The following is a 25,711-nucleotide window of genomic DNA, read 5'->3' as shown; positions in this document are numbered from 1 at the left end:
TAACCGGTCGGTTAGCGTGGCGGCATGAAGCTCATCGTGTTCGGTGCGACGGGGATGGTCGGTCAGGGCGTTCTTCTGGAATGTCTGAGGGATCCTCGGGTCACTGACGTGCTCGTCGTGGGTCGCGCGCCCGCTACCGAGGCGCACGTGAAGATGCGAGAGCTCATCGTTCCGGATCTCGAGAATCTCGCGGGGCACTCGGCCGAGCTGACCGGCTTCGATGGCTGCCTGTTCTGTGTCGGTGTTTCCTCGGTCGGCATGGACGAGGCGTCCTATCGTCGCGTGACCTATGACCTGACCTTGGCGGTGGCCCGGCGGCTTGCGGAGCTCAACCCAGGTTCGACGTTCGCTTATGTGTCGGGCGCCGGGACGAATACTAACGGCCGCCAGATGTGGGCCCGGGTCAAGGGCGCGACGGAAGACGCCCTGCAGGAGCTTGCCCTCGACGTCTATCTCTTCCGACCGGGCATCATCATTCCGCTCGATGGAATCAAGTCCCGAGTCCGTTGGTACAACGCGGTTTATACCGCTACCCGGCCCGTCTTCGCCCTGATCAAGCGCTTGGCGCCGGCGTCCCAGGTGACCTCGCGCGAGATCGGAAGGGCGATGCTCGCAGTCGCTGCAGGTGGCTATCCGACACGGATCCTCGGCAACCGGGAGATGCACGAGCTGGCGGCGCGTCGACGGGGTTTCTGACAGCGACCACTCGTTTTGGTGCGTGGCCGTTCGTCGGGTAATCTCATTTCTCGGTCAGGGGTCCGCCCCGAAGCCGAAATCCGGGCCTATAGCTCAGGCGGTTAGAGCACTTCGCTGATAACGAAGGGGTCGGAGGTTCGAGTCCTCCTAGGCCCACTCCGGACAAGATAGGGTAGAAGCCATGAAACGGGTTCTACTGGCCGGTGTTCTGGCCTTGATCGTGGCGACAATCGTGAAGTTCCAGTCGCAACGCCGAGGCGAAGACATCTGGCACGAGGTCACTGCACGCGACCTCTGACGGGTTCGGGGCTGTAGCTCAATTGGTAGAGCACCGCCTTTGCAAGGCGGGGGTCAGGGGTTCGATTCCCCTCAGCTCCACAAAATCCCCGGCTTTCGAGCCGGGGTTTTTCTTTGTCGGCACTTTGCTCGGCCTTTGATCATGGCGATTACGTTGCGGCGAGACGGGACGATCGTCACGATCGACGAGTGGAGATCGAGCACTACGACGTTTTGATCGTCGGCGCCGGCCTGTCCGGTGTCGGGGCCGCCTGTCGCCTCAAGGAACTGTGTCCGGACAAGACCTTTCGAGTCTTGGAATCCCGGCAAGCAATCGGGGGGACGTGGGACCTGTTCCGCTACCCCGGCATCCGGTCCGATTCCGACATGTACAGCTTCGGATACCCATTCCGGCCGTGGGACCGCCGCGAGGCGATCGGCGAGGGTGCCGACATCCTGCAGTACATCCGTGACACTGCAGCGCAGTACGACGTGCCGCGCCATATCTCGTTCAATCATCGCGTGATCGATGCGGCATGGTCCTCGAGCAGCGCGCGCTGGACCGTGACAATCGAGCGCACGGATCCGGAGAGCGCCGGGTCGGACCGAGTGCAGATGACGTGCAGCTTCCTGTACTGGGCGTCGGGCTACTACCGCTACGACACCGGCTACACGCCCGACTTTCCTGGCCGTGAGCGCTTCACCGGGCCGATCATCCACCCGCAGTTCTGGGACGACAGGATCGACTATGCGGGTAAGCGGGTTGTGGTCATTGGCAGTGGGGCCACGGCCATGACGCTTGTTCCCAACATCGCGAAGGACGCCTCGCATGTGACGATGTTGCAGCGCACTCCGACCTACGTCATTCCCTACCCGAAGGTCGACCCGCTGGCGAAGCCGCTGCTCGCGGTGCTGCCGAATCGGCTGGCCCACACGATATTGCGCTGGAAGAACGTGTATTTCACGGCGGGCAGCTGGTCGCTGAGCCAAATCTGGCCGACGCTGATGACGTACGTATTCATCGGCATAACGCGACTGTGCCTGCCGCGCGGATACGACTGGAAGGCGCACTTCAAGCCGCCCTACAAGCCGTGGGATCAACGTTTGTGTCTGGTGCCGAACGGTGATCTGTTCAAGGCGATCAAGCGCGGCGAGGTTTCCGTCGTCACCGATCGAATCAGGTCATTCACCGAGCACGGCATCGAGCTGGAGTCCGGCAGTGAGCTCGCTGCCGACGTCATAGTGACCGCGACTGGTCTGAACGTGGTGTTGTTCGGAGGTGCGACGTTGTCCGTGGACGGGGAGCCAGTGCGTCTGAGTGACAAGCGCATGTACCGCGGCATGATGCTGTGCGAGCTGCCGAATTCCTTCTATGCAACCGGATACTCGAACGCGTCGTACAACCTCAAGGCCGACCTCACCATTCGGTACGTCTGTCGACTGCTCAAGCACATGGACACGACCGGAGCGAAGTACTGCGTGGCCTCACCGCCACCGTCGTCGATGGCCAAAGTTCCCGTGATCGCGCTCAAATCCGGGTACATCGAGCGTTCGATGAGCACGCTACCCACGCAGGGCGTGGAAGTGCCGTGGCGGTTGCACCAGAACTATCGCCGCGATATCCACGGGTTGCTCCGGGACAAGCTTGACGACGGAGTGCTGCAGTTCCACTAGCGGGCGACTTTGATTCACGCTGCGCGGAATGGGAATCACTGAGTCCGACTGAGAGGTTGGATCAGGTATGGGACTTGAATTCGCTGTCACCTGGGACTACCGCTGTCCCTTTGCCCGGAACGCCAATGAACAGATCCTGACCGGACTCGCGGCCGGCGCTCCTTGGACCGTCACCTTCCTGCCGTTTTCCCTGGGACAGGCTCACGTGGCAGAGGGACAACCGGACGTGTGGGACAACCCCGACCAGGACAGTGGGATCCTCGCGCTGCAAGCTGGTGTCATCGTTCGCGACGAATATCCCGAGGTGTTCCCGGCGGTCCACCGCGGGCTGTTCGCTCTCCGACACGACGAGTCCAAGCGGCTCCGGGACCGCGCCGAGGTCGAGCGGGTTCTGGAAGCCAATGGAGCCCCCGCTCCCGAGGTGTTTGGCCTGATCGACAGCGGTGACGCGCTCGCCCGGGTCCGCAAGGACCACGAGCGCTATGTGGAGTCCCACGGGGTGTGGGGCGTGCCGACGTTCATCGCCGGGGACGCTGCGGTTTTCGTGCGTCTGTACAACCGTGCCCCACTCGGTAGCGATCCCGCGGAGTCGATTCGCAGCATCGAACGGGTCGTGGACATGGTCACCGGGTGGACCGACCTCAACGAGTTCAAGCACACGCGCCTACCGCGTTGACCCAGCTGACCTGGTGTGACCCGTGTCCCATGGACATTCCTCGATGACACACCGCGCGGCCTCCGCGGGTGTCCCATGACCCGGCCGCACACTGTGACCCATGACGATCGCAGATGTAGATCCCCGCATTGTTGATTCGACCATCGTCGAGGAAGACTTCCTCGAGGGTGAGGTTGCCCCCGCGTCGGAGACCGAGTCACCGGACGAGGCTCTGATGTACGACGCCGTGAAGGCCGATCTCGCGGCGGGCAACGCTAAGGCTGCCGACCGCTCTCCGACCGAGGCCACCTTCTCGGTGACCCAGGCCGCCGAGGCATGCCTCGTCTCCCGCAAGACCATTGTTCGCCGGCTCCCGCAGCTCGAGGAGTTCGGTGCCTGGAAGGACAGCCAGGGACAGTGGGTCATCCCGCTGTCGGCGCTGCTTGCTGCTGACCTTCGTCCGGGTCGCCCGTCGCGCCCGGAACAGGAGCCCCCGAAGCCGGCCGCTGCCGAGACCAAGCCAGTGACCTCGGTCCACGTTGAGCCGGTCGTGACCTCGGCGGACGGACACGCGGTCAATGCTCTCCGCGCCGAGATCGAGAACTGGCAGCGCCGGGCCACCGATGCGGAGAAGCGGGCGGCGGTGGCGGAGGCCATCGCGACCGAGCGCGCGGGACGCGTCGACGACCTTCGTCTGGCACTTCGTCAGCTCGAGCCCGTGCGCACCGTGCCGGCACAGGTCGTGGAGGAGCAGCAGGCCAAGCGCGGTTGGCGTCGCTTCTTCTAGGACGAACATCAACAAAGGACCGAGCCTGTCGAGGCTCGGTCCTTTGTTGTCTCAGCGCGGCCCGAATCGAACCCGATAGCGCAGCAGCATGAGCAGCAAGGCTCCCTCACCCAATGCGGCGATGACTGTCACGAACTGATGGAAGTAGCTGCTGAGTGCGTTGACCGCGGTCAAGGACACCATCGTCGCCCAGATCGCTGATCGGATCCCTTCCCAGTCATCGCGCAGGGTCAGCTGGTACAGGGCATGGACATAAAGGAGTACCGCCACGGCCTCGGCGGCGATCGTGCCAAACCAGGCGATCGCGGTCGAGTGCGAGTCGATCGCCGCCGGATCGAGCAGTTCTCGTAGCGGGAGGCTGGTCGCGCCGATGCCGGCGGCGAAGGCGGCGGTCAGTCCGAGCCGGGTAAATGACCAGACCACGTGTAGGAACAACACCGCGACCAGGAGAGATCGCACGACGCGTTTGGGGAGCAGGTAGCGTTCCGCCACCGCGAGACCGACGAGGATCTTCGGTCGGCGGTGAAGCCGCCGAGCGGTGAGTTCCGGATGCGATGCGAGGTAGTCGTGCAGGACGGCCGCGAGGCCGGCGCTGCTTTCGTGCTTACGGGACTCCTCCAGCAGGTCCTCGAGCTCGCTAATTTCTTCTCGCGTCACGTTGCCGTTGACGAGGTCGGGAAGAGCGTCGATTGCGGTCAGCAGCTTTTCGTGCGGGTTGTCGGGCCGGATGTTCGCGGCATAGCGGGCGACGAGAACGACGAGCATGAAGATGATGTAGATCAGCGGTGCGGCGAGCGGAAAGAAGTAGTCGTTCGTCCGCGTGATGAACTTGCCGATTTCGTCGACGAACAATCCCGTACCGACCCCAGCGAGGACTGCACCGAGGGTGAGGACACCGCGATTGGCGTAGAGAAGCATGATGAGCGACGCGAATACGAGGAGCAGCCCGCCGAACAGAGCGTGGGCGATGTGATAGGTCCCGTTCCCGATCTGGGGATAGCCGGTGAGAACGAGATAGAGCCGGGTGAAGATGACCGTCGTGCCGAAGCCGGCGGCCATGATCGTGAGGAGTCGTCCCGCGTCGGCGCGACCGACCAGCGCGAACTTCGGCGTCGGTTCGTAGTTCTGAGGATCGGGCTGGACCCTGGGCACACCAAAACGGTACTAACGGTGCCGAGCGCGGGTGACCGGTTCGTCGTGACTTACCGCCACACAGCGAGGATGTAACTCCCGAAGAGACTTGCCGCGTATCGGGAAACTCCGGAACCGCCGATCTGCGGAGCGGGGCGCCGCCGCAGCGCGTGAGAGAAGACGGATTTCATTGGTGTGCCTCGGCTTTCGGTAGGTAGTCGGCCAGAACGCGCAGGACCTCTTCGACGAGCACATCGATATCGGCGTCCGTCGTGTCGATGACGAGGTCGGGGTTCTCCGGGCGTTCGTACGGCGCGTCGACGCCGGTGAGGCCCTTCAGCTCGCCGCGTCGGGCACGGGCATAGAGGCCCTTCGGATCGCGGCGCTCGCACTCCTCGACGGGAGTCGCCACGTGCACTTCGATGAAGGGAAGCTTCGCCGCGTGGTTGAGGGCCCGGGCAATCGCCCGATCGGATTCAAGCGGAGACACCAGCGACGCGAGAGCGATGAATCCGGCGTCCGCGAACAGTCGGGTCAGGTGTCCTACCCGGCGGATGTTCTCGGCTCGGTCACCCGGGGAGAACCCGAGATCGTCCGAGAGTCCGTGGCGAACGTTGTCCCCGTCCAGGAGGTAAGCGGGCCGGCCGGCTTCGACGAGTGCGCGTTCGAGCGCGACCGCAATTGTCGACTTACCGGAGGCGGGCAGTCCCGTGAACCAGATGGTGGCACCCCGATGTCCCAGGGACGACCAGCGGTAGGACCGATCCAGAGACGACGGATGCCACTTGATGTCCTTGCGTTGCTCCGTCCCGGGCTTGACCTCGCGGGCCTCGAGGATCGTGCCTGCGCCGACGGTGTCATTGGTCGATTCGTCGATCAGGATGAAGGATCCGGCGTCTCGGTTGTCGGCATAGCGATCCGCGATGAGGACCGACGCGGTGCGGATGGTCACGGCGCCGATGTCGTTGAGCGCCAACTCGACCGGATGGTCTTGCTCGGCGAGCGTCTCCGGGTCGAGTCGAGTGTGCAGGGCCGAGATCGTGGCGCGGGACGTGGTCGTCGTGTGCTTGAGGACGAGTCGATCGCCCGCACGAAGTTGACGCGACGAGAACCAGCACACGACGGCTTCGATCTCGCGAGCGTTCACCGGCTCGTGGGCGGCCGAGTCACCACTGACGAGGATGTCTCCCCGCCCGACGTCGATGTCATCGGCCAACTCGATCGCCACGGACAGCGGTGCGACGCCGACCGTTCGCGAGTCGTCGAGAGTGTCGACCGCGGTCACGACCGTTTCGGTGCCTGCGGGGAGGACTCGAATGGCGTCTCCGGCAGTGACCGAACCGGCCGTGATGCGTCCCATGTACCGGCGGCGCTGTCCCCGCTCGGGCCGGGACACCCATTGGACCGGAAGGCGTAGTTCATCCCGGGACGCGTGGGGCGCGACGAGCTCGATGGCCTCGAGATATTCGAGCAGAGTGGGACCGTCGTACCAAGGGGTGTTCTTCGACCGATGCACGACGTTGTCTCCGTGCCGCGCGGCGATCGGTATGACCGTGATGGCCGGTAGTCCCACCTGGGTCGCGAGCGCCTTCAGTTCCCGCTGGAGGGTCTCGAAGGCCGCTTGCGAATAGTCGACGAGATCGATCTTGTTGACCGTGGCCACGATGTGCGGGATCCGGAGAAGACTCGCGATGCGGGCGTGGCGCCGGGTCTGGCGTAGGACACCGGTACGGGCGTCGGCGAGCAGCACGGCGACGTGTGCGTTCGAGGCACCGGTGAACATGTTCCGCGTGTACCGCTCGTGTCCCGGGGTGTCCGCGAGGATGTAGCTGCGATTCGGCGTCGAGAAGAAGCGATACGCGACGTCGATCGTGATGCCCTGTTCGCGCTCGGCGCGCAGGCCGTCCGACAACGCGGCGAGGTCCGGGATGCCGTCCGCGCCGGTGACCGCGTCGAGGTGGTCGGTCGCGAGGCTTCCGGTGTCGTGGAGGAGCCGGCCGATGAGCGTGCTCTTGCCGTCGTCGACCGAACCCGCGGTGGCCAGGCGAAGAAGCTGGCGTGCCATCAGAAGTAGCCCTCTCGTTTCCGGTCTTCCATCGCGGCAATCGACGTGCGGTCGTCGGCGCGTGTCTCGCCGCGCTCGGAGACCGTTGCGGCCGAGATCTCGGCGATGACGCCGTCGATGTCCGTGGCGTGGGATCGGACCGCGCCGGTGATGGTGAGGTCGCCGACGGTCCGGTAGCGGACCCACTCGACGCTCGCTCGTTCGCGGCCTTCGGGCTGCGTGAACTCGGACGTCGCGAGCAGGATGCCGTCGCGATCGAAGACCTCGCGCTGATGGGCGGAAGTAGATCGAGGGCAGTTCGAGGTTCTCGAGCTTGATGTACCGCCAGACGTCGAGCTCGGTCCAGTTGCTCAACGGGAACACGCGGACGGACTCCCCGCGCCGGATCTTGCCGTTGTAGAGCGACCATGGCTCCGGACGCTGCGCGCGTGGATCCCACTGACCGAATTCGTCGCGGAAACTCAGCACGCGTTCTTTCGCGCGAGACCGCTCTTCATCGCGGCGGGCGCCGCCGAAGGCCGCGTCGAAACCGCTGTACGCGAGGGCATCGAGGAGCGTGCGGGTCTGGAGACGGTTGCGGGACAGCCCGGTCTCCTTCACCCGGCCTGAGTCGATCGACTCCTGTACCGAGGCCACGATGAGCCGATGTCCCGCCTGGGACACCCGTCGATCCCGGAAGTCGATGACCTCGGGGAAGTTGTGTCCCGTGTCCACGTGCAACACGGGGAACGGCAGTTTCGCCGGTCGGAAGGCCTTTTCCGCGAGTCTCAGAAGGACGATCGAGTCCTTGCCCGCGGAGAACAGCAGCACCGGTCGCTCGAGCTCAGCGGCGACTTCGCGGATGATGTGCACGGCCTCGGCCTCGAGTGCCCGGAGTTCGTCGACATGGACATCCATGGGGGACAGGGTGCGGGTCATGGCAGTTGTCCCGTGGTCGCGGCATCGATGAGGTACCGCTCGACCCAGGTGTTCGAGCGCACGTCGGCTTGGCGTTCGAGCGGTGCGTGCGGTGCCGCGGACGGGTCAAGTCCCAGGGCGGTCAGCACGCGGGCGGTGACGGCACGCGAGTCGCGGGCGAGTTCGGCGTAGCTGACGGTCAACGGAGTGATCCCCTCATCGGCGAACCACTTCTGCCACCCTTGTTCCTGCTCGTTCAAGATGCGGTGCAGGTGTCCTATCCCCGTCGCGTGGTACTTCGGACTGGGTGCGTTGTCCTTCACGATGTCCGCCCGCCAGGTCTGGGTCTGGACTGCCTTCCAGAACGAGACGGCCTGGTGCACGATGTCCGGTCGGGACACGTGGATGAACAACACGTCGTCGCCGATGACATCCCGGATGGCGTCGCGCAGCGTGGGTCCGCTGCTGTCGGACAGTCGGCGGGCACGTTGGATCAAGAGCGGTGCCTGGTTCCACATGAGCTTGCCGCCCCAGACGCCGTTGGGAGTGCTGCCCTCAGCCAGGACTCGATCCCGGAACTCTTCGGAGGTCTCGGTGATCGGAGTACCCGCGCGCAGCGGCGCAAGCAGTCGGAGCACCGACTCGTCGTGAACGCCGGCGAACCACTGGCGGGGTTGCGGGGAGAGCCCGGTTTCCGGGAGGTATTGGAAGTACTCAGCGGGATGGCCGGCGATGCCGGTCTGCTTGAGCGATTCCACGAGCAGCGTGCTGCCGCTGCGCTGTGACGCGAGAACGAGATATCGACGCGTAGACATGGGTCTTTGAGCCTTTACGGGGGTTGGGTCAGGCATCGCCGCGCGGGGGCGCGGCGGGTCTGGCTTGTGCGGCGGCGTCGTAGCCGCGTTCATCTGCTTTCGCGAACCGGGACACGAGATTGATTCCGTGCGCCCGGGCGTAGGCGGTGGTGTGTTGCTCGGAGGTGCGCGTGCCGACGAATTCGGAGGGGATGACGTCTCCCGTCGCGCGACGCCACTCGTTGAGGCGCAGCGCGAGGTTCTCGCCGACCGCGTCGTAGCGCGGGTCGTCGGCGACGTTCACCAGTTCGGCGGGGTCACTTCGAAGGTCGTACAGTTCGCGGCTCGCCCGGGGTTGACCGGTCGATCCGGCGACCGCCTGACCCGAGGGACTGTCCGCGATGTCCCAGGGCAGATCGAGTTCTGGGCGCGGCGCGTAGTTCTCGATGTAGCTGTAGTCCTTGGTCCGGATCGAGCGGATCGGGTCGAACGAGTCGTGGTAGGTCTTGGTCGCGTAGACCTCATCGCGGACCGGCTCGTCGACCGGCGCAAGCAGTTGAGCCGCATGCGAGATCCCTTCGATGTCGTCCGGAACGTCGAGACCGAGGAGCGCGAGGAGTGTCGGCACGAGGTCGACCCCGCTGAAGAGGTCGTCGTAGGTGCGCGGCGGCAGCTTCCGGCCTCGCGGTGGGCGGATGATCAGCGAGATGCCGGTCCCCGGGGCATAGAGAGTCGACTTCGCGCGCGGGAAGGCTGGGCCATGGTCAGTGAGGAACACGACCCAGGTGTTCTCGTCGAGTCCGGTGTCCGACAGCGTTTCGAGCAGGTCCCCGACCGCTGCGTCCGCGACCTCGATCGACCCGTAGAACTCCGCGAGGTCCGCTCGCACCGCCGGCGTATCCGGCAGGTACGAGGGCACGTCCGCTCCGGTCACCGGCGTGGGTGTGTACCGATCCGCGGGGTAGGGACGGTGGGTCTCGAAGAACCCCGCGGTCAGCAGGAACGGACGCTCGTCGCGTTCGCGCAGCCAGGTCTTGGCCTGGGCGGTGACGTATTCGCAGAAGGCGTTGGAGACGTCGTACTCGTCGAAGCCGAGGCGCGGCGGATGCGAGGTCTCGTGCTGCATTCCGTAGAGGACCGTGTACCAACCGGATTCGGAGAGCAGTGACGGCAGCGTGCGGACATCCGGGCGGTACTCCCAGCCGTGGTGGGCGAGTCCGACGAGTCCGTTGCTGTGCGGGTACCGGCCGGTGAACAGGGATCCGCGCGACGGTGAGCACAGCGGTGCCGTGGCGTGTGCGTCGGTGAAGAGGAACCCCTCGGCGGCCAGTTGGTCGAGGTTCGGACTCCGTACTGCGGTATGACCGTAGGCCCCGAGGTGGCGACCTAGGTCATGCCAGTGGATGAGGACGATGTTTTCGCGTGTGGGTGCCATGGGTCGGTCAGGCCGTGATAGGGCGGCGGGCCGCGGACGTCCGGCGTGGACGAGTGCCGATGCCGAACTTGGCATAGGCCGCCACCGCTGGGTCGGGGTCAGACGATGCCTGGGTCAGCAGGTCGTGTGCGATCGGATGGTCGGGGAACTTCTCCGCCAGGGTTCGGACGGCCGCGCGCCGGACCTCGTCGTTCTTGTCGGCCGCGGCGCGAGCGAGCGCAGGAAGCACGAAGTCGCGGTTCTCGGCACCGAGCGCCCCGGCCGCCGCAGCACGGACTTCCCAGAATGCGGACGTGATGCTCTTCGCGGCCACCTCGCCCGCGGAGTTGCTGAGACCGGTCCGGGCAAGTGCATGGAGCGCAGCCACCCGTACCGACACGTGGTTGTCGACGGCAAGCTCAGCCGCCGCGATCGCGCCGCGGGGGTCTCCGAGCCGGCCGAGCCCAGTGGCGACCGCCTGCCGCACGGCGGGATTGGTGTCAGTGCGCATGGCGATGAGCTCGGTGAGTCCGTCGAAGGACACAAAGGCCGAAACCAACTCCTGGCGTACCTCGGGCGAAGGGTCGGACCGCCAGCCGCGCAGTTCGCCCAAGCTCGTGATCGATTGGCGCCACAGTGCGGCCAGCGCGGCCGCGCGAACGTCCGCGTCATTGTGCGCGGCGGCTTCGCGAATAGCGTTGTCGAAGATTTCACTCGGCTCGATAAACGTGCCCAGTTCGCGAAGCAGGTCGATCGCCAGGCGTCGCACACTGGCGTCGCGGTCGGTGAGGGCCGCCGAGACAGCAGCGGTGGTCCCAGCCCAGTCCTCGGTCGCTTCGACCACGAGGGCGAGTGCCGTTCGGCGAACCTCAGCGTCGGGATCCGCCAGGTACGTGGCGACGTCGGCGGTGGAGGTGACATAGGCCGACAGGGACAGTAGGGACCGGATTCGAACCGTGGACGCGAGACGGCTGGGCTTGGACATGGGTTTCGTGTCTTTCTAAAGAGCGCGCGACACCACGCCAACCCGGATTGACCGGTGGGAGCGCGGAGAAGAGAAGAAGGGGCTGACGAGGAAGGTCAGCGACAACTGCAGTCGGCGGCGCAACACGAACGACGCAGGCGACGAGACAGGTCCGGAGTTAGCTCCGGAAGCGCCGTTCGTCGTGAGTGCATTCGGCGACAGTATCGACGGCCTCGCGCTTCGGCGAGAGTTCGAATCACCCTGAGTTTTACTGGCTGGCCCGGCCCCCTAGGGTTAGTGACCGTGTTCGTCCTTCTCCCACCGTCCGAGACGAAGGCCGATGGCGGTCGCGGCAAGCCGCTCGCCCTCGAGAACCTGTTGCTGCCCGAGCTGACCGAGATCCGCACCCGGGTCGCCAACGCGATCGTCGAACTGGCGGCCGATCCGGAAGCCGCGTACTCCGTCCTCGGGATCAGCGCGTCGCAAGCGCATGAAGTCGAGCGCAACGCCCGGTTGTGGACAGCGCAGACGCAGACCGCCTTGACCCGGTACACCGGGGTCCTCTACGACGCGCTCGACGTGAAGACCCTGACCCGCGCGCAACTGGCGAAGGCTCACGCCAATTTCGCGATCGGGTCGGCACTGTTCGGTGCGGTCGGCGCCGGTGACTTCATTCCCGCGTACCGGCTCTCGGGTGGGACAAAGCTTCCGGAGATCGGGACATTGACCTCGGTCTGGAAGCCGATGCTGACCCAGGCCCTCGAGAAGGCGGCCGGGGACCGGTTGGTCGTGGATCTGCGATCGGGCGCATATCAGCAGCTCGGCAAGGTTCCGGGGGCGGTGACAGTCACGGTCCTGACCGAAGCACCGGATGGGTCACGCAGCGTGGTCAGCCATTTCAACAAGCACCACAAGGGTGTCCTCGCCCGGGTGCTGCTCCAGTCGCGGGCAGATCCGCACGACATCACCGGCTTGGCGCGGGTCGCGCGGAAGGCAGGCCTCCGGGTCGAGGTCTCGAAGCCGTCGGAGCTCATTCTCCTTACCGACTGACACGGGTTCTTCTCACACCGGACACGTCGCTGTGGTGAGAGAAGAAACGAATGAGTTACGCCGGGCCGCGAAGCGTAGCGAATTCGACCGAGCGGCCGATGGTCCTAGTGGAACCCCCACCGAACCGGTCCCCGCGGTCGGCCGCTAAAGGAATTCGCCCATGAACGTGCTCACTGAGCTCACCCACCTCGCCGTCGGTCGCCCTCGCGCCGGCGCCACCGCGGAGACCGTCGCGGAGTGGTACGAGGCGAAGTCGCGGCTTCATGCACACCTTGCCGGACTCGGTGGACCGGACAGCGAACTCGAGCGTGCCCTCGCCGAGCGCGCACACAAGCGGGCGACGGACCTTCTCTCGCCGATCGGCTAGACCTTCTTTTTGTCGGTACCTGATGCGAACATATGTTCGTGTCAGAAACGATTCTGCATGCCGACCTGGATTCCTTCTACGCGTCCGTAGAACAGCGTGATGACCCTTCGCTGAGGGGCAAACCCGTCCTCGTGGGCGGGGGCGTCGTGCTGGCCGCGAGCTATGAGGCCAAGGCGTTCGGCGTGAAGTCCGGAAAGTCGGCGTCCCAGGCGCTGCGCGTGTGCCCCCACGCGATCGTGGTTCCACCGCGAATGAAGGCGTACACCGAGGCAAGCCGGGCCGTCTTCGAGGTGTTCCGGGACACCACTCCACTCGTCGAGCCGCTGTCCGTCGACGAGGCATTCCTCGAAGTCGGTGGACTTCTCCGGCTCGCCGGCGACCCACTGAGCATCGCCGTCCGTCTCCGCGCCGAGGTCCGCGACAAGGTGGGGCTGCCGATCACCGTCGGCATTGCACGCAGCAAGTTCCTGGCCAAGGTCGCCAGTGCGGTCGCCAAGCCGGACGGCCTGCGGCTGGTGCCGGCCGACGCCGAACTCGAATTCCTGCACCCCCTGCCGATCGAACGACTGTGGGGCGTCGGCCAGGTGACGTCCACGAAATTGCACGCGTTCGGCATCCGCACTGTCGGTCAACTCGCGGCGACCTCGGAGTCCGATCTCTCGACCATCGTGGGCGGTGGGGCAGCTCGCCACTTGCACGCCTTGTCTTGGGCGCGGGATCCCCGCCGGGTCGAGACGGGTCGTCGCCGCCGATCGATCGGCTCGCAGCGTGCACTGGGACGTCGGGCGCTGTCGGTGGCCGAACGGGAGCAGATTGTGCTGGGCATCGTCGATGGGCTGGGTAAGCGTCTGCGCAATGCGGGTCGATTCTGCCGCACGGTCGTGCTGCGGCTCCGGTTCGGAGACTTCACGCGGGCGACCCGGTCTCGCACGATGCACGACCCGACGCAGCTCACGGCCTCAATCTGGGCGACGGCCCGCGAGCTTCTCGCTGAGGCGAGCCCACTCATCGATAGTCGAGGCGTGACGCTGCTTGGTATCTCATTGACCAATCTGACCAGCCGAGACGATCCGTATCAGCTGGAATTGCCGCTGCACAAGCAGAGTTCGACCGCGCTGGACGAGGCCGTGGATTCACTTCGCGACAGATTCGGCCGGGCCGCGGTCACCCGAGCCGGCCTGCTGGGACATGACCCAGGACTGTCCGTTCCGATGCTGCCCGATTAGGCCGTGGCGTCGTCGAGTTGCGCGTCGTCGTCGAATTCGTCGAAGTCGGACGACTCAGTCTTGGCCGATCGGTACTTGAGGAGCGCGACTCCCGCGCCGACCATAGCCAGACCGGCGATTGCGCCGATGACGACGGGAGCGTTCGAGTGCTTCGCGACCCCGTTGGCCACCTCGGCCGTCGCCTGACGGGCGGCGGCGAGTTCGGCTCGGCGCGCCTTTGCCTTGGTGCAGCCTCGTCCGACAGCGCGGACTCCTGCACCGGACACCAAACCGACCGTCTTGCCCAACGAAAATGCGAAACCGATGGTCCCGCGGGCCGCTGCGTCGGCACCTTGGCCGACCAGTCGAAGCGAACCACCGTACGTGCGCGGGATGCCTGATTCCGACGAGCGCTTAGCCATGGCCAATACTCTGACACCCATATCTCGACCGGGAGACCGGAATCACTGCATCCAATGGCACGATGGACCCCGTGACTTCTAACAATGCCGAGGCCATCAAGACCGCTACGGCCACTCTGCACACCAATCGCGGCGACATCGCCATCGCTCTGTTCGGGAACCACGCGCCGAAGACCGTCGAGAACTTCGTCGGCCTTGCGCAGGGCACCAAGAAGTATGGACAGAACGCTCAGGGCACGAACGAGGGCCCGTTCTACGACGGCGCTCCCTTCCACCGCGTCATCTCCGGCTTCATGATCCAGGGTGGCGACCCGACCGGCACCGGACGTGGTGGCCCGGGATACCAGTTCGGCGACGAGTTCCACCCGGAGCTGCAGTTCAACAAGCCGTACCTGCTTGCCATGGCGAACGCCGGACCGGGAACGAACGGTTCGCAGTTCTTCATCACTGTCGGCCCGACGCCGCACCTCAACCGTCGCCACACGATCTTCGGCGAGGTCACCGACCCGCAGTCGCAGGCGGTTGTCGACCTCATCGCCAGCACCTCGGTTGACCGCCAGGACCGTCCCACGGACCCGGTCGTCATCGAGTCGATCACCATCTCCTGATCATCTGAGAAAAGCGGAATGACGAACGCAGGCGGATTCAACGGCGGATTCGGCCCAGGTGGGTTTCCCCCTGGCCAGGGACAGCCCGGGGGTCAGCCCCCGCATGTCCCACCTCAGTGGCATAACCAACCTGCCCCCGTCTGCGTTCGTCATCCCGATCGGCCGACGCTGCTGACCTGTCAGCGCTGCGGCCAACCGAACTGCCCGGAATGCCTACGACCGGCGACAGTCGGCTTCCAGTGCGTTGACTGCGTGGCCCGCGGACAGCGTGAGGTCCGCGAGGTACGCGGGCTCGGCGGTGGACGACAGCGATCCGCTCCGATCGTCACGTATGCCCTCATCGCCATCAACGTCGCCGTTTTCGCGATCACGGTCGCGATGGCTGGGTCCGTCGCCTACAACGACACTTCGAAGCTCTTCAAGGACTCATCGCTCCTTCCGCTCGCCGTTGCCGACGGAGAAGTGTGGCGGATCGTCACCAGCGGTTTCCTGCATTTCGGCCCGATCCACCTGCTCGTCAATATGTTGGCGCTGTGGATTGTCGGCCGCGACGTGGAGATCATCCTCGGTCGCTCGCGGTATCTGGCGGTCTACTTCGCGTCGATCCTCGGTGGATCGGCGGCGGTCATGATGTTCCAGAACGTCCTGTCGCAGACCGCGGGTGCCTCGGGTGCGATCTTCGGCCTGTTCGGCGCGCAGGCCGTCATTCTGCTGCGTATCCGCCAGAGTCCCGGTCCGGTGCTCACGGTGATCGCGCTGAACGTCTTCATCAGCATCACGCTTCCCGGGATTTCGCTGATGGGGCACCTGGGCGGACTGGCGGCCGGAGTGTTGTCGACCGCCGGAATTCTGTTCGGTCCGCAGTGGCTTGGCATCGGCACCAAGCCGGGCGCAACCCCGCGCGCCGTGCAGTGGGGGATCGTGCTGGCCGTCATCTTCGCGAGTTTGGCGATGATCGTGGTGCGCGCGCTTCAACTGCGCGCGCAGTACGGGCTCTGAGTCGCCGGGGCCAATGTCTCCGCACCGGGGGCTTGTACGAAAGGCGCGTTTTGTACAGAGCAGTTTTCGGGAGACTTGTCGCCTGGCAGCGGAGCCGATGACGGCCGGTAGGGCCGTCGCCCGCTAGCCGGTCAGTCCGGCCCGCTCCAGAACCGCCAGTACATCGCGCGGATCAGCGCCGAGGTCCCACCGGCTGAGCACCACGAAGTGCTCCTCGGACGCGCGGCGAAGGTCGAGTTCGAGCAGGTGAACCTTGCGACCGATGCGCGAGAAGCTCGTCGCGCGGATCCGTGCGATGTCGCTCGGGAGATAGATCTCCGGGTGTCGAAGCCGGCCCAGGACGAGAGCCGGGCCCGGTTCGATCGCGAGCCGCGGACGGCGACGCAAGCCAAGTGCGAACACCAACAGTGCGCCCAGACCGGCAAGCGTGGCGATGACACGGCCGGGCGCGTTGTTCTGCGTGAATATGGCGGCACACAGCAGCACGACTCCAAGTGTGCCGATGATCGAGAGGCCGGCGATCGGGGTGGACCACTGCTGTTGATAACTGGATGAAGAGTTATCCACAGGAGTTATCCACATTGGGGATGAATAACATCGATGTAGTTCGGTCGGTGATACTCAACGCCATCGCATCGTCATCAACAGGCCGACCACCATGAGGGCGAAGCCGATGATGAAGTTCCAGGGGCCGATGTCAGCCATCACCGGGATCAGGCCACCGGCAAGGTAATAAATGATGAGCCACAGCAGCCCGGCCACCATGAAACCGAGCATGAGAACGACGTACCAGACCGGGGACGGACCAGCGCTGATCTTCACCGGAGTGCGATTGGTGGGATTGATCGTGTAGTCCTGCTTCTTGCGGACCTTCGACTTCGGCATGAATGTCACTTTAGCGGCGCAGACGCCCCGGGAAGAGTGAGGTGTCTATAGCACGCCGTATGCAAATGGATTGCGCGTACGAAGTAACCTGCATTCATGCGCATTCTCGTGGTCGACAACTACGACAGCTTCGTGTTCAACCTGGTTCAGTACCTTGGACAGCTGGGTGTCAACGCCGAGGTCGTGCGCAACGACGACCCCGGTCTGTCTGACCTCGACGCGGTTGCCAACAGCTACGACGGCATCCTGCTGAGCCCCGGACCCAGCTCGCCCGACAAAGCCGGCGCCACGATGGGCCTGGTCGGTGCGTGTGCCCGAGCCGAGACCCCGCTGTTGGGTGTGTGCCTGGGACACCAGGCGATCGGTGCCGCGTTCGGCGCGACCGTGGACCGTGCCCCGGAGCTGCTTCACGGCAAGACCAGCATGGTCCACCACAACGGCGGTGGAGTCCTCGAAGGGCTGCCCGATCCGTTCCGTGCGACCCGCTACCACTCGCTCACCGTTTTCGAGCCGACGATCCCGGAAGAGCTCGAGGTGCTCGGACGCACCGAAAGCGGGCTGGTGATGGCGATGAAGCACCGCACGCTGCCGATTCACGGCGTTCAATTCCACCCGGAATCGATCCTGACTCAGGGCGGACACCGCATGCTCGCGAACTGGCTCGGAGTGTGTGGTGAGCGCCCGGCCGAGGGCTTGGTGGCCGGCTTCGAGGCCGAGGTCGCGGCAGCCTTCTCGGCGTCGGCCTAGGCCACTTTCCGGGACCACCGCCCCGGCCCGCTATCCTAGGCCGGCGGTGCGCCGACCGTGCCCACGGAGATGGTCACGGTCTGGTTCTTCCCGAGGTTCGCGTCCGGTGACGGCGACTGCTCGAGGACGCGACCGATGTCACCTGGTCCCGACGGGGCGACCTGTCGCTGAACGAGCTTGTCCGGGCTACCGGTCCAGCCGGCCGCGCGGAGCGTCACCATCGCCTGCGGCACGTTCATGCCACGCAGATTAGGCATTCGGATGCCCTCCGCGTTCGAGACGTAGATCGTAACGGCCGAGCCCTTGTCGATCTCGGCGCCACCGCCGGGGCTGGTGCGGACCACCTGGTTCTTCGGGTGCCAGTCTTCGACGGTCTCCACGATCACGGTGAAGCCCGCGGCTTCGAGGTTCGAACGCGCGGTGTCGAGGTCTTGACCAAGGACCAACGGAACCTTGACCTGGTCCGGACCACGGCCAATCGAAAGCCGAACGGTGGAATCGACATCGACGCGGAGTCCGCCAGCGGGTTTCGTCTCCACGACATGGCCGATCTGGTCACGAGTCGAGGCGACTTGGTCGACCTCGTTGTCCAGCTTGAGTTCGACCTCTTCGAGTTTCTTCTTCGCCTCGTCCTTGGTCATTCCGTTGAGGATCGGGACGGTGACCAGAGGTCTGCCGTTCGATACCTCGAGAGTGACGGTGGACCCCGCATCAGCCTTCGAACCCTGAAGGGGGAGAACAGAAATTACCCGACCGGCCTGAACGGTTCGGTCGGGTTTCTCCTGGATGGTGACTCGGAAACCTGCGTCCTGTAAGGCCGCTGTAGCCTCCTTCACCGGTTGATCCACCACGAACGGGACGGTGACCGATGAATTCTCTATCTGTCCGGATCTCGTGAGGTATCCCGCGAGCGCTCCGACGAGGAGAGCGGCAAGTAGCGCCAGCAGGAGCCAGCGCCAAGGCCATCGGCGTGGATGGTCGTCGCGTGGTCGGATGTCCTCCGGTTCGGCCTTGTCGACGGTGGCGTAGTTGGTCCCGCCCGCGTCGATCGTGCCGAGCAGAACGGTCTTGTCATCGTCGGTCATGACGGTCGGCGCCAGCGGCTTCTGACCGTTCAGGACCCGGATGAGGTCGTTGCGCATCTCGGCCGCGGTCGAATACCGGTTGTCCGGGTTCTTCGCCATCGCCTTGAGGATGATCGAGTCGAGTTCGCGCGGAACGGTCTTGAGTACCGTCGACGGCAACCGAGGATCCTCGCGGACGTGCTGGTAGGCGACCGCAACCGCCGAGTCGCCTTTGAATGGCGGTTGCCCGGTGAGGATCTCGTACAGCACGCAGCCGAGCGAGTAGACGTCCGATCGACGGTCGACGCGCTCGCCGCGGGCCTGCTCCGGCGACAAGTACTGCGCCGTACCGATAACGCCGGCGGTCTGCGTGATCGGGTTCGTGCTCTCGGAGATCGCGCGTGCGATTCCGAAGTCCATGACCTTCACCGCGCCCGACCGGCTCACCATGATGTTCGCGGGCTTCACGTCACGATGGACGATTCCTCGGCGGTGGCTGAAGTCGAGGGCAGCGCACACGTCGCCGATGATTTCGATCGCGCGGCGAACCGGGAGCGGGCCATCGGTCCGGACCATGTCCCGCAGTGTCTGGCCGTCGACGTACTCCATGACGATGAACGGCAACGGCCCCGTGTCGGTGATCGCCTCACCGGTGTCGTAGACCTCGACGATCGCCTGGTGGGTGAGCTGCTCCGCGTTCTGCGCCTCGCGCCGGAACCGCAGGTAGAACGCTGGATCCCGGGCCAGATCGGCCCGCAGGACCTTGATCGCGACATCTCGCTCACCCGTGATGTCACGTGCGTGATGCACCTCTGACATACCACCGAACCCGAGGATTTCCCCGAGTTCGTAGCGGTCGGACAGGATGCGTGGAGTGCTCATCGTTGGCCAGGAAATAGCAAGCTACCGTTCGATGTGGGCGGCGGAGCCGTAGTTGTCTCTTTAGTAGTTGTAGGCGACGACTGGGTGGTTGTCGTCGGCGGCGCGCTGGTAGTCGTCGTCGTTTTCGTTGTGGTTTCTTCGGTCGTTTCCTGGGTCGTCTCAGTGGTGGTCTCGCCCGAGGTGCCGTTTCGGTCGTTCATCATCGCGGTGAAGATGCCCCACAGCGCGATACCGATGGCCAGCAGCAGGGCGACTGCGGCGAGCCAGGCGACGAACTTCTGGATGCCGCCCATTCCGCGGTTGTCCCGGTATGCCGGTGGCTGCGATCCGTACTGCGGACGATGCGACACCGCTTGCGCATGCGTCATCGGCATGGCCTGGGTTCCGGCACCCATCGGCATTCCCTGGGTGCCTGCCCCGGTCGGCATGATGGTGGTTGCGTTCCCGGGCGGGGGAGCGATGATCGCGGTTGCGCTCGGGATGGACTGGGTCGCCGTTCCGGTAGACGCGCCAGCCGGCGTCGGCGGGTTACCTCCGGCGCGGACGGTTGCGGCTGCATCGGCGAACTCGGCGCCGTTGCGGTATCGGCGCGAGGGATCCTTCGCCAACGTCCAGGAGATAAGGTCGCGGACGGGCTGCGGGATGTCGGACGGCAGTGGCGGCGGCTCCTCGCGCACATGCTGCATCGCGACGGCCAGTGCGTTGTCGCCGGCGAACGGACGCGTTCCGCACAAAGCTTCGTATCCGACGACGCCCAGAGAGTACACATCCGACGCTGAGGTCGCGTCGTGGCCCAGCGCCTGTTCGGGCGCGATGTACTGGGCGGTACCCATGACCATGCCGGTTTTCGTCACTGGTGACGCATCAACGGCCTTGGCGATTCCGAAGTCGGTAATCTTCACTACCCCGGTCGGCGTCACGAGGATGTTGCCGGGTTTGACGTCACGGTGCACGACGCCCGCCGAATGGGCGTGTGCGAGCGCGCGGCCGGTCTGCTCGAGCATGTCGAGAGCGTGGGTGATCGGCAGGCGCCCGAGCCGGGCGATCACCGAGTTGAGCGGCTCGCCCTGGATCAGCTCCATCACGAGGTACGTCGTCTGCTGGCCCTGGGGATCCGTGGTCTGTCCGAAGTCGTAGACGCCGGCGATGCCCGGGTGGTTCAGCTTGGCCGTTGTGCGGGCCTCAACCCGGAACCGCTCCTGGAACGTCGGGTCATCCGAGAACTCCGGCTTGAGCACCTTGATCGCGACCGCGCGGCCAAGCCGCGAGTCGTGTGCCTCCCACACCTGACCCATACCGCCGGTGGCGATGAGCCGCTGCAGGCGGTACCGATCCGATATCACTGCTCCGTTGGTGAGCATCGTCACGACCCCTGCAGGGCCGCAGCCATGACAGCGCGGGCGGTCGGGGCCGCGACGGTCGCACCGACCGCGCCCGGTCCGATTCCGCCACCGTTTTCGACCATGACCGCGATCGCGATCTTGGGGTTCGTCGCCGGGGCGAAGGCCACGTACCAGCAGAACGGGTTCGGGCTGGTGTAAGCGTCCGCGGTACCGGTCTTCGACGCGACCTGGGCGCCACCGATATAGCCACCGCCAGAGTGCTTCTCGGACTCGATCATCATCTGGGTGATCTGCTGTGCGGTCGACGGCGACATCGCTTCGCCCTGCGACTCGGGATCCATCGCCCAGACGGTCGAGCGATCCGGACCCTGCAGGCCGGCGACAAGCTGCGGACGCATCCGGACACCACCGTTGGCGACGGTTGCCGCCATGATCGCGCCCTCGAGCGGCGTGATCTTGACGTCCTTCTGGCCGATCGCGCTCTGCATGAGCGCCGGCTCGTCCGGGATGTCACCGAGTTCGCTTTCGGCGACCGACAGTGGGATGTTCGACGGCTTCTTGTCGAGCCCGAACTCCTCGGCCTTGCTGCGGAATGCGTCCTCGCCGATCTGCTGTGCGACCTCGGCGAATGCGGTGTTGCACGAGTTCGCGAACGCCACCGTCAGAGTCACGGTTTTCGCACCACCGGAACACGACTGGTCGCCGTAGTTCGGCAGCGGAGTGTTCGTTCCCGGGAGGGTGATCGACGCCGCGCCGGTGACCTGGGATGCCGGCGTGAAGCCATGCTCGAGCGCCGCGGCCGACGTGATGATCTTGAAGATCGAACCCGGTGGGTAGAGCTCGTTGACCGCACGATTCGCGAGAGGACGCGTCGGGTCGTTGGCGAGCTGACTCCAGGCGTCTGTGGTCTCGGTGGCGTTGTGCGAGGCCAGCGACGACGGGTTGTAGCTCGGCGTCGAGACCAGGGCAAGGATCTTGCCGGTGCTCGGCTCCAAGGCGACAACCGATCCCGTGTAGCCGCGGGACGTCAGCTGCTCGTACGCGATCTTCTGCAGCGTGGGGTTGATCGTCGTCACGACGTTGCCGCCGCGCGGGTCGCGACCCTGCAGCATGTCGATGAACCGACGGCCGAACAGGCGGTTGTCCGAGCCGGCGAGGATGCCGTCCTCGGCGCGCTCGAGTCCGCTACTGCCGTACTGGATCGAGTAGAAGCCGGTGACCGGCGCGAACGCCTTCGGATCCTCGGGATATTCGCGCTGGAACTTGAAGCGGTCATCGCTTGGGTTCGAGATCGCGAGAATCTGACCGTCGAAGCTGGTGATCTGACCGCGCTCGCGCGAGTATTCGTCGAGCAGAACGCGCGAGTTGCGGGGATCATTGCGCAGCTGGTCGGCCTTGATGACCTGCACATACGTGGCGTTGCCCATGAGCGCGACGATCATGACCATGACGCCGATGGCCACCTTGCGTAGCGGGGTGTTCATGGGCGCCGCAGCTCCTCGGTCATGGCCTCGGCAATGGCAGGTTTCGGTGCGGGCCGGGTCGTGGGGGCAGGTTCACGCGCGTCGTTCGAGATGACCATGAGCAACGCGATAAGGCAGTAGTTCGCCAGGAGCGACGAACCTCCGTAGGACATGAATGGCGTGGTCAGACCGGTGAGCGGAATGAGCTTGGTGACGCCGCCGACAACGACGAAGAGCTGAACGGCCATGGTGACCGAAAGTCCCGCGGCGAGCAGCTTTCCGAAACTGTCCCGCACCGACAGCGCAGTGCGCAGACCACGCATGACGATGACGAGGAACAGCACCAGGATCGCGATGAGACCGATGAGACCGAGCTCTTCACCGATCGTCGCGATGATGAAGTCGGTGTTCGCGAACGGAACCTCGTTCGGCCGTCCACTGCCGAGTCCGGTACCGCCGATTCCGCCGGTTGCGAGGCCGAACAAGGATTGCGAGATCTGGAATCCGGTCGTGTCATAGGTCGCGAACGGATCGAGCCAGGTCTGGGTACGGACCTGAACGTGGCTGAAGACCATGTTGGCGACGAGATAGCCGAAAACGAGCATCACAGCACCGATGACGAGCCAGCCGACGCGTTCGGTCGCGATGTAGAGCATCACCAGAATCGTCGAGAAGATCAGCAGCGAGGTGCCGAGGTCCTTCTCGAAGACCATGATCATGATCGACATCATCCACGCGGCAACGACCGGACCGAGGTCCCGTGGGCGCGGGAAATCCATCCCGAGGAAGTGCTTGCCGGCGGTCGTGAACAGATCCCGCTTCGCGACGAGAATCGCCGCGAAGAAGATGATGAGCGCGATCTTCGAGAACTCACCCGGCTGAATATTGAAGCCCGGCAGACGAATCCAGATCTTCGCGCCGTTTGTCTCGGACAGTGAGGCGGGCAGCACCGCGGGGATGGCGAGGAAGACGATGCCGGCGAGGCCGATCGTGTATCCGTAGCGCGCCAGGACGCGGTAGTTGCGGATGAGGATGAGGACCGCGACGAACCCGATCACGCCGAGGACCATCCAGCGCACCTGCGCGGTGGCCGCCGAACTCGGATCCCCTTCCGCGGCGCTGGCGAGGTCGAGTCGATAGATCAGCACCAGTCCGATGCCGTTGAGTAGGGCGACGATCGGCAGGATCAGCGGGTCGGCGTAGGGCGCGAAGCGGCGGACCGCAAGGTGCGCACCGAGGAAGACCACGAGGTAGGCCACGATATACACCGCGAGGTTCGCATCGAGGAAGCGATCCTGGCTGAGCTCGACGATGATCAACGCCGCGACGGTGACCGCGGCCGAGAAACCGAGGAGCGTCAGTTCGACATTGCGTCGATTTGGAGGTGTGGTCTGCGGGGTGGGTACCGACATCACTTGGCCAATCTGCAGGTCTGGCCGGGGGTCTGAACGGGAGTGGTCGTGGGAGTCGGTGCCGTGGTCGTGGCTCCGGGCGAGGTCGACGGAGTCGGCGACGGCTCGGTGGTCGTCGTGGGTGCCGGCGTCGGAGTCTCGGTGGCGAGCTCTTCCGCTGTCTTGCACAGCGGAAGCCGGTCATTTACCGCGATGCGGCGGATGGCCTGCACGGCATCGTCGTGGTTGGTCAGCGGAAGACCGGATCGGACGTCGGCGCGCGCGGACGGACGCAGATCTTCGACCAGGAGAATGTTGCAGTCGGTCGGCTTGACGCCCGGTTTCAGAAGTTTGAAGTCGCCCTTCTCGGAGATGCAGGCTACCGAGTCGACGTCCTTCATCGAACGTCCGAAGATCGAGGCGTCGACGCCGTTGTAGATGACGACCTTGTTGCCATCGGCGCCGACGTAGTAGCTCGTCGAGATCCACTGCAGTCCACCCCATACGCCGACGACGGCGAGGACAGCAACGGCCAGGACGATCAGAAACAGGCGGAGCTTGTTGATCCGCTTCGGTGGCTCGTCCTCAGCGACGAGGACCGATCGCCGGGGCGTGGACTTCTGCGGTCGGATCGCGGCGGCGCGGCCCGCGGCCGTGTCCGGGGTGGGGGAGTTCTCGTCGGTGTCCGAAACGGCGCCGGCGACGATCGGCTTCGACGGCCGCGGGGCGACGATGACGTCCTTGACGTCCGCCACGATGACCGTGACATTGTCGGGTCCACCGCTGCGGAGGGCGAGTTCGACGAGACGCTCGGCGCATTCGTCGACGTTGTCGGCCTTGCGCATCGTCGCCGCGATCGTCTCGTCGCTGACGACGTCGGACAAACCGTCCGAGCACAGCATGTAACGGTCGTTTTCGCGCGTCTCGCGGATGGTGAGGGTCGGGTCGACATCGTTGCCGGTGAGCGCGCGCATGATGAGCGAGCGCTGCGGATGCGTGTGCGCCTGTTCCGGAGTGATTCGGCCTTCGTCAACGAGCGACTGGACGAACGTGTCGTCGCGGGTGATCTGCGTGAGCTCACCGTCGCGGAGGAGGTAGGCGCGCGAATCGCCGACGTGTGCGAGACCAAGCTTCTTGCCCGCGAAGAGAATTGCGGTCAGCGTGGTGCCCATACCGTCGAGTTCGGGATCGGCGTCGACATGGTCGGCGATCGATTCGTTGCCCTCGCGAGTGGCGTCGGCGAGCTTGGTGAGCAGATCATCGCCGGGCTCATCGTCGTCGAGGGGAGCCAGCGCGGCGATGACGAGCTGCGAGGCGACCTCGCCAGCCGCGTGACCGCCCATGCCATCCGCGAGCGCCAACAGGCGAGCACCGGCGTAGACCGAGTCCTCGTTGTTCGACCTGACGAGGCCTCTATCGCTGCGGGCGGCGTAGCGCAGAACCAGCGTCACGGGCGCAGCTCGATCACGGTCTTTCCGACGCGGATGGGGGTCCGCAGCGGAACCCGCACAGCAGTCGTGACCTTGGCGCGGTCGAGGTAGGTGCCGTTGGTGGATCCGAGGTCTTCGACGTACCAGTCATTGCCGCGTGGCGAGATGCGGGCGTGGCGCGTCGAGGCGTAGTCGTCGGTGAGGACGAGAGTCGAATCGTCGGCCCGTCCAATGAGTACGGGATTGGCGCTGAGCGGGATCTTCGTGCCCTGCAGGGGGCCGGCGGTGACGACGAGCATGCGCGCACCCTTGGCCTTCTGGAAGCTCGGTCCTGCTGGTGCACCGGCAGCCTTCGGCGGGCGGCTGGGGACGCGCATGCCAGATGCTGCATAGACGTCGTTGCGCAGCGTTCGCAAGATCGTCCAGATGAACAGCCACAGGATCAGAAGAAAGCCGGCACGGGTCAGTTGCAAGATCAAGCCCTGCATTCCGAACCTCTTTT

At 65.1% G+C, this 25,711-nt stretch carries 25 protein-coding genes, 2 tRNA genes and 1 pseudogene; 13 read left to right on the top strand and 15 right to left on the bottom strand.

Translation table 11 applies throughout. The annotated features are described in order from the left end of the window. Positions 1 to 24: 24 nt before the first annotated feature. From F600_RS0107595 to F600_RS0107565, 7 genes are all read left to right on the top strand, one after another. Positions 25 to 696, top strand: a complete 672-nt coding sequence (locus F600_RS0107595) for a Rossmann-fold NAD(P)-binding domain-containing protein (protein WP_018160000.1) — start codon at positions 25 to 27, stop codon at positions 694 to 696. Between the two features lie 82 nt (positions 697 to 778). Continuing rightward, positions 779 to 852: transfer RNA gene (locus F600_RS0107590), tRNA-Ile, on the top strand. Positions 853 to 877: 25 nt separating this feature from the next. Next, a complete protein-coding gene (locus tag F600_RS32110) occupies positions 878 to 994 on the top strand; it encodes a DLW-39 family protein (RefSeq protein WP_018159999.1) in 117 nt (38 codons plus the stop codon). 7 nt (positions 995 to 1,001) lie between these two features. Continuing rightward, a tRNA-Ala gene (locus F600_RS0107580) sits at positions 1,002 to 1,074 on the top strand. Positions 1,075 to 1,182: 108 nt separating this feature from the next. Then, complete coding sequence (locus tag F600_RS0107575) at positions 1,183 to 2,646, top strand: flavin-containing monooxygenase (protein WP_018159998.1); 1,464 nt, start codon at positions 1,183 to 1,185, stop codon at positions 2,644 to 2,646. 67 nt (positions 2,647 to 2,713) lie between these two features. Continuing rightward, positions 2,714 to 3,322, top strand: coding sequence for a DsbA family protein (locus tag F600_RS0107570; protein WP_018159997.1), 609 nt, complete (start codon positions 2,714 to 2,716; stop codon positions 3,320 to 3,322). Positions 3,323 to 3,422: 100 nt separating this feature from the next. Further along, positions 3,423 to 4,088: a hypothetical protein gene (locus tag F600_RS0107565; protein ID WP_018159996.1), complete on the top strand. Its 666-nt coding sequence runs from the start codon at positions 3,423 to 3,425 to the stop codon at positions 4,086 to 4,088. A 51-nt stretch (positions 4,089 to 4,139) separates the two neighbouring features. Here the strand turns inward: F600_RS0107565 and F600_RS30190 are convergent, their stop codons facing one another. From F600_RS30190 to F600_RS0107540, 6 genes and pseudogenes are all read right to left on the bottom strand, one after another. Then, positions 4,140 to 5,240: a hypothetical protein gene (locus tag F600_RS30190; protein WP_018159995.1), complete on the bottom strand. Its 1,101-nt coding sequence runs from the start codon at positions 5,238 to 5,240 to the stop codon at positions 4,140 to 4,142. Between the two features lie 166 nt (positions 5,241 to 5,406). Then, positions 5,407 to 7,284, bottom strand: coding sequence for an adenylyl-sulfate kinase (cysC, locus tag F600_RS0107555; protein ID WP_026306279.1), 1,878 nt, complete (start codon positions 7,282 to 7,284; stop codon positions 5,407 to 5,409). 333 nt (positions 7,285 to 7,617) lie between these two features. Next, positions 7,618 to 8,181 (bottom strand): annotated as a pseudogene (gene cysD / locus F600_RS32665) (sulfate adenylyltransferase subunit CysD); the annotation flags it as partial. 17 nt (positions 8,182 to 8,198) lie between these two features. Further along, positions 8,199 to 8,996, bottom strand: coding sequence for a trehalose 2-sulfotransferase (gene stf0, locus F600_RS0107550; protein ID WP_018159993.1), 798 nt, complete (start codon positions 8,994 to 8,996; stop codon positions 8,199 to 8,201). Between the two features lie 28 nt (positions 8,997 to 9,024). Beyond that, complete coding sequence (locus tag F600_RS27360; RefSeq protein WP_018159992.1) at positions 9,025 to 10,410, bottom strand: sulfatase family protein; 1,386 nt, start codon at positions 10,408 to 10,410, stop codon at positions 9,025 to 9,027. A gap of 7 nt (positions 10,411 to 10,417) precedes the next feature. Continuing rightward, on the bottom strand, positions 10,418 to 11,374 hold the full coding sequence (locus F600_RS0107540; RefSeq protein WP_018159991.1) for a HEAT repeat domain-containing protein: 957 nt from the start codon (positions 11,372 to 11,374) through the stop codon (positions 10,418 to 10,420). A 282-nt stretch (positions 11,375 to 11,656) separates the two neighbouring features. On the opposite strand from F600_RS0107540, the gene yaaA reads away from it, so the two are divergent. From yaaA to dinB, 3 genes are all read left to right on the top strand, one after another. Then, positions 11,657 to 12,403, top strand: coding sequence for a peroxide stress protein YaaA (gene yaaA, locus F600_RS0107535; RefSeq protein ID WP_026306278.1), 747 nt, complete (start codon positions 11,657 to 11,659; stop codon positions 12,401 to 12,403). A 160-nt stretch (positions 12,404 to 12,563) separates the two neighbouring features. Continuing rightward, on the top strand, positions 12,564 to 12,770 hold the full coding sequence (locus tag F600_RS0107530; protein ID WP_018159989.1) for a hypothetical protein: 207 nt from the start codon (positions 12,564 to 12,566) through the stop codon (positions 12,768 to 12,770). 32 nt (positions 12,771 to 12,802) lie between these two features. After that, positions 12,803 to 13,996: a DNA polymerase IV gene (dinB, locus tag F600_RS0107525; RefSeq protein ID WP_018159988.1), complete on the top strand. Its 1,194-nt coding sequence runs from the start codon at positions 12,803 to 12,805 to the stop codon at positions 13,994 to 13,996. On the opposite strand, the gene F600_RS0107520 is transcribed toward dinB, so the two are convergent. Next, positions 13,993 to 14,397, bottom strand: a complete 405-nt coding sequence (locus tag F600_RS0107520) for a hypothetical protein (RefSeq protein ID WP_018159987.1) — start codon at positions 14,395 to 14,397, stop codon at positions 13,993 to 13,995. The genes dinB and F600_RS0107520 overlap by 4 nt on opposite strands. Before the next feature lie 62 nt (positions 14,398 to 14,459). Here F600_RS0107520 and F600_RS0107515 point away from each other — a divergent pair, with 62 nt between their 5' ends. Together F600_RS0107515 and F600_RS0107510 are read left to right on the top strand one after the other, a co-directional pair. Then, positions 14,460 to 15,005, top strand: a complete 546-nt coding sequence (locus F600_RS0107515; protein WP_018159986.1) for a peptidylprolyl isomerase — start codon at positions 14,460 to 14,462, stop codon at positions 15,003 to 15,005. Positions 15,006 to 15,023: 18 nt separating this feature from the next. After that, positions 15,024 to 16,004: a rhomboid family intramembrane serine protease gene (locus F600_RS0107510; RefSeq protein WP_081628757.1), complete on the top strand. Its 981-nt coding sequence runs from the start codon at positions 15,024 to 15,026 to the stop codon at positions 16,002 to 16,004. Positions 16,005 to 16,127: 123 nt separating this feature from the next. Here F600_RS0107510 and F600_RS0107505 read toward each other — a convergent pair whose 3' ends face one another. Further along, positions 16,128 to 16,571, bottom strand: a complete 444-nt coding sequence (locus F600_RS0107505; RefSeq protein ID WP_018159984.1) for a PH domain-containing protein — start codon at positions 16,569 to 16,571, stop codon at positions 16,128 to 16,130. A 54-nt stretch (positions 16,572 to 16,625) separates the two neighbouring features. Continuing rightward, positions 16,626 to 16,889, bottom strand: coding sequence for a cell division protein CrgA (gene crgA, locus F600_RS0107500; RefSeq protein ID WP_018159983.1), 264 nt, complete (start codon positions 16,887 to 16,889; stop codon positions 16,626 to 16,628). Positions 16,890 to 16,985: 96 nt separating this feature from the next. On the opposite strand from crgA, the gene F600_RS0107495 reads away from it, so the two are divergent. Further along, entirely contained in the window at positions 16,986 to 17,636 is a 651-nt protein-coding gene (locus tag F600_RS0107495; protein ID WP_018159982.1) for an aminodeoxychorismate/anthranilate synthase component II, read from the top strand. Between the two features lie 35 nt (positions 17,637 to 17,671). Here the strand turns inward: F600_RS0107495 and pknB are convergent, their stop codons facing one another. Genes pknB through F600_RS0107465 form a run of 6 tightly spaced genes read right to left on the bottom strand, consistent with a single transcriptional unit; the run spans position 17,672 to position 25,697 of the window. Further along, complete coding sequence (gene pknB, locus F600_RS0107490; protein ID WP_018159981.1) at positions 17,672 to 19,582, bottom strand: Stk1 family PASTA domain-containing Ser/Thr kinase; 1,911 nt, start codon at positions 19,580 to 19,582, stop codon at positions 17,672 to 17,674. Further along, positions 19,579 to 20,943, bottom strand: coding sequence for a protein kinase domain-containing protein (locus F600_RS0107485; protein ID WP_040630779.1), 1,365 nt, complete (start codon positions 20,941 to 20,943; stop codon positions 19,579 to 19,581). The genes pknB and F600_RS0107485 overlap by 4 nt, the downstream gene beginning before the upstream one ends. A gap of 2 nt (positions 20,944 to 20,945) precedes the next feature. Beyond that, a complete protein-coding gene (locus F600_RS0107480) occupies positions 20,946 to 22,409 on the bottom strand; it encodes a peptidoglycan D,D-transpeptidase FtsI family protein (RefSeq protein ID WP_018159979.1) in 1,464 nt (487 codons plus the stop codon). Then, entirely contained in the window at positions 22,406 to 23,800 is a 1,395-nt protein-coding gene (locus F600_RS0107475; protein ID WP_018159978.1) for an FtsW/RodA/SpoVE family cell cycle protein, read from the bottom strand. Before F600_RS0107475 ends, F600_RS0107480 begins: the two co-directional genes overlap by 4 nt. Beyond that, positions 23,800 to 25,230: a Stp1/IreP family PP2C-type Ser/Thr phosphatase gene (locus F600_RS0107470; RefSeq protein WP_018159977.1), complete on the bottom strand. Its 1,431-nt coding sequence runs from the start codon at positions 25,228 to 25,230 to the stop codon at positions 23,800 to 23,802. Before F600_RS0107470 ends, F600_RS0107475 begins: the two co-directional genes overlap by 1 nt. After that, complete coding sequence (locus tag F600_RS0107465; protein WP_018159976.1) at positions 25,227 to 25,697, bottom strand: FHA domain-containing protein FhaB/FipA; 471 nt, start codon at positions 25,695 to 25,697, stop codon at positions 25,227 to 25,229. Before F600_RS0107465 ends, F600_RS0107470 begins: the two co-directional genes overlap by 4 nt. Positions 25,698 to 25,711 lie beyond the last annotated feature (14 nt).

The sequence above is a fragment of the Smaragdicoccus niigatensis DSM 44881 = NBRC 103563 genome (assembly GCF_000380645.1).
Lineage (GTDB): Bacteria > Actinomycetota > Actinomycetes > Mycobacteriales > Mycobacteriaceae > Smaragdicoccus > Smaragdicoccus niigatensis.
This window is presented reverse-complemented; position numbering and strand designations above follow the sequence as displayed.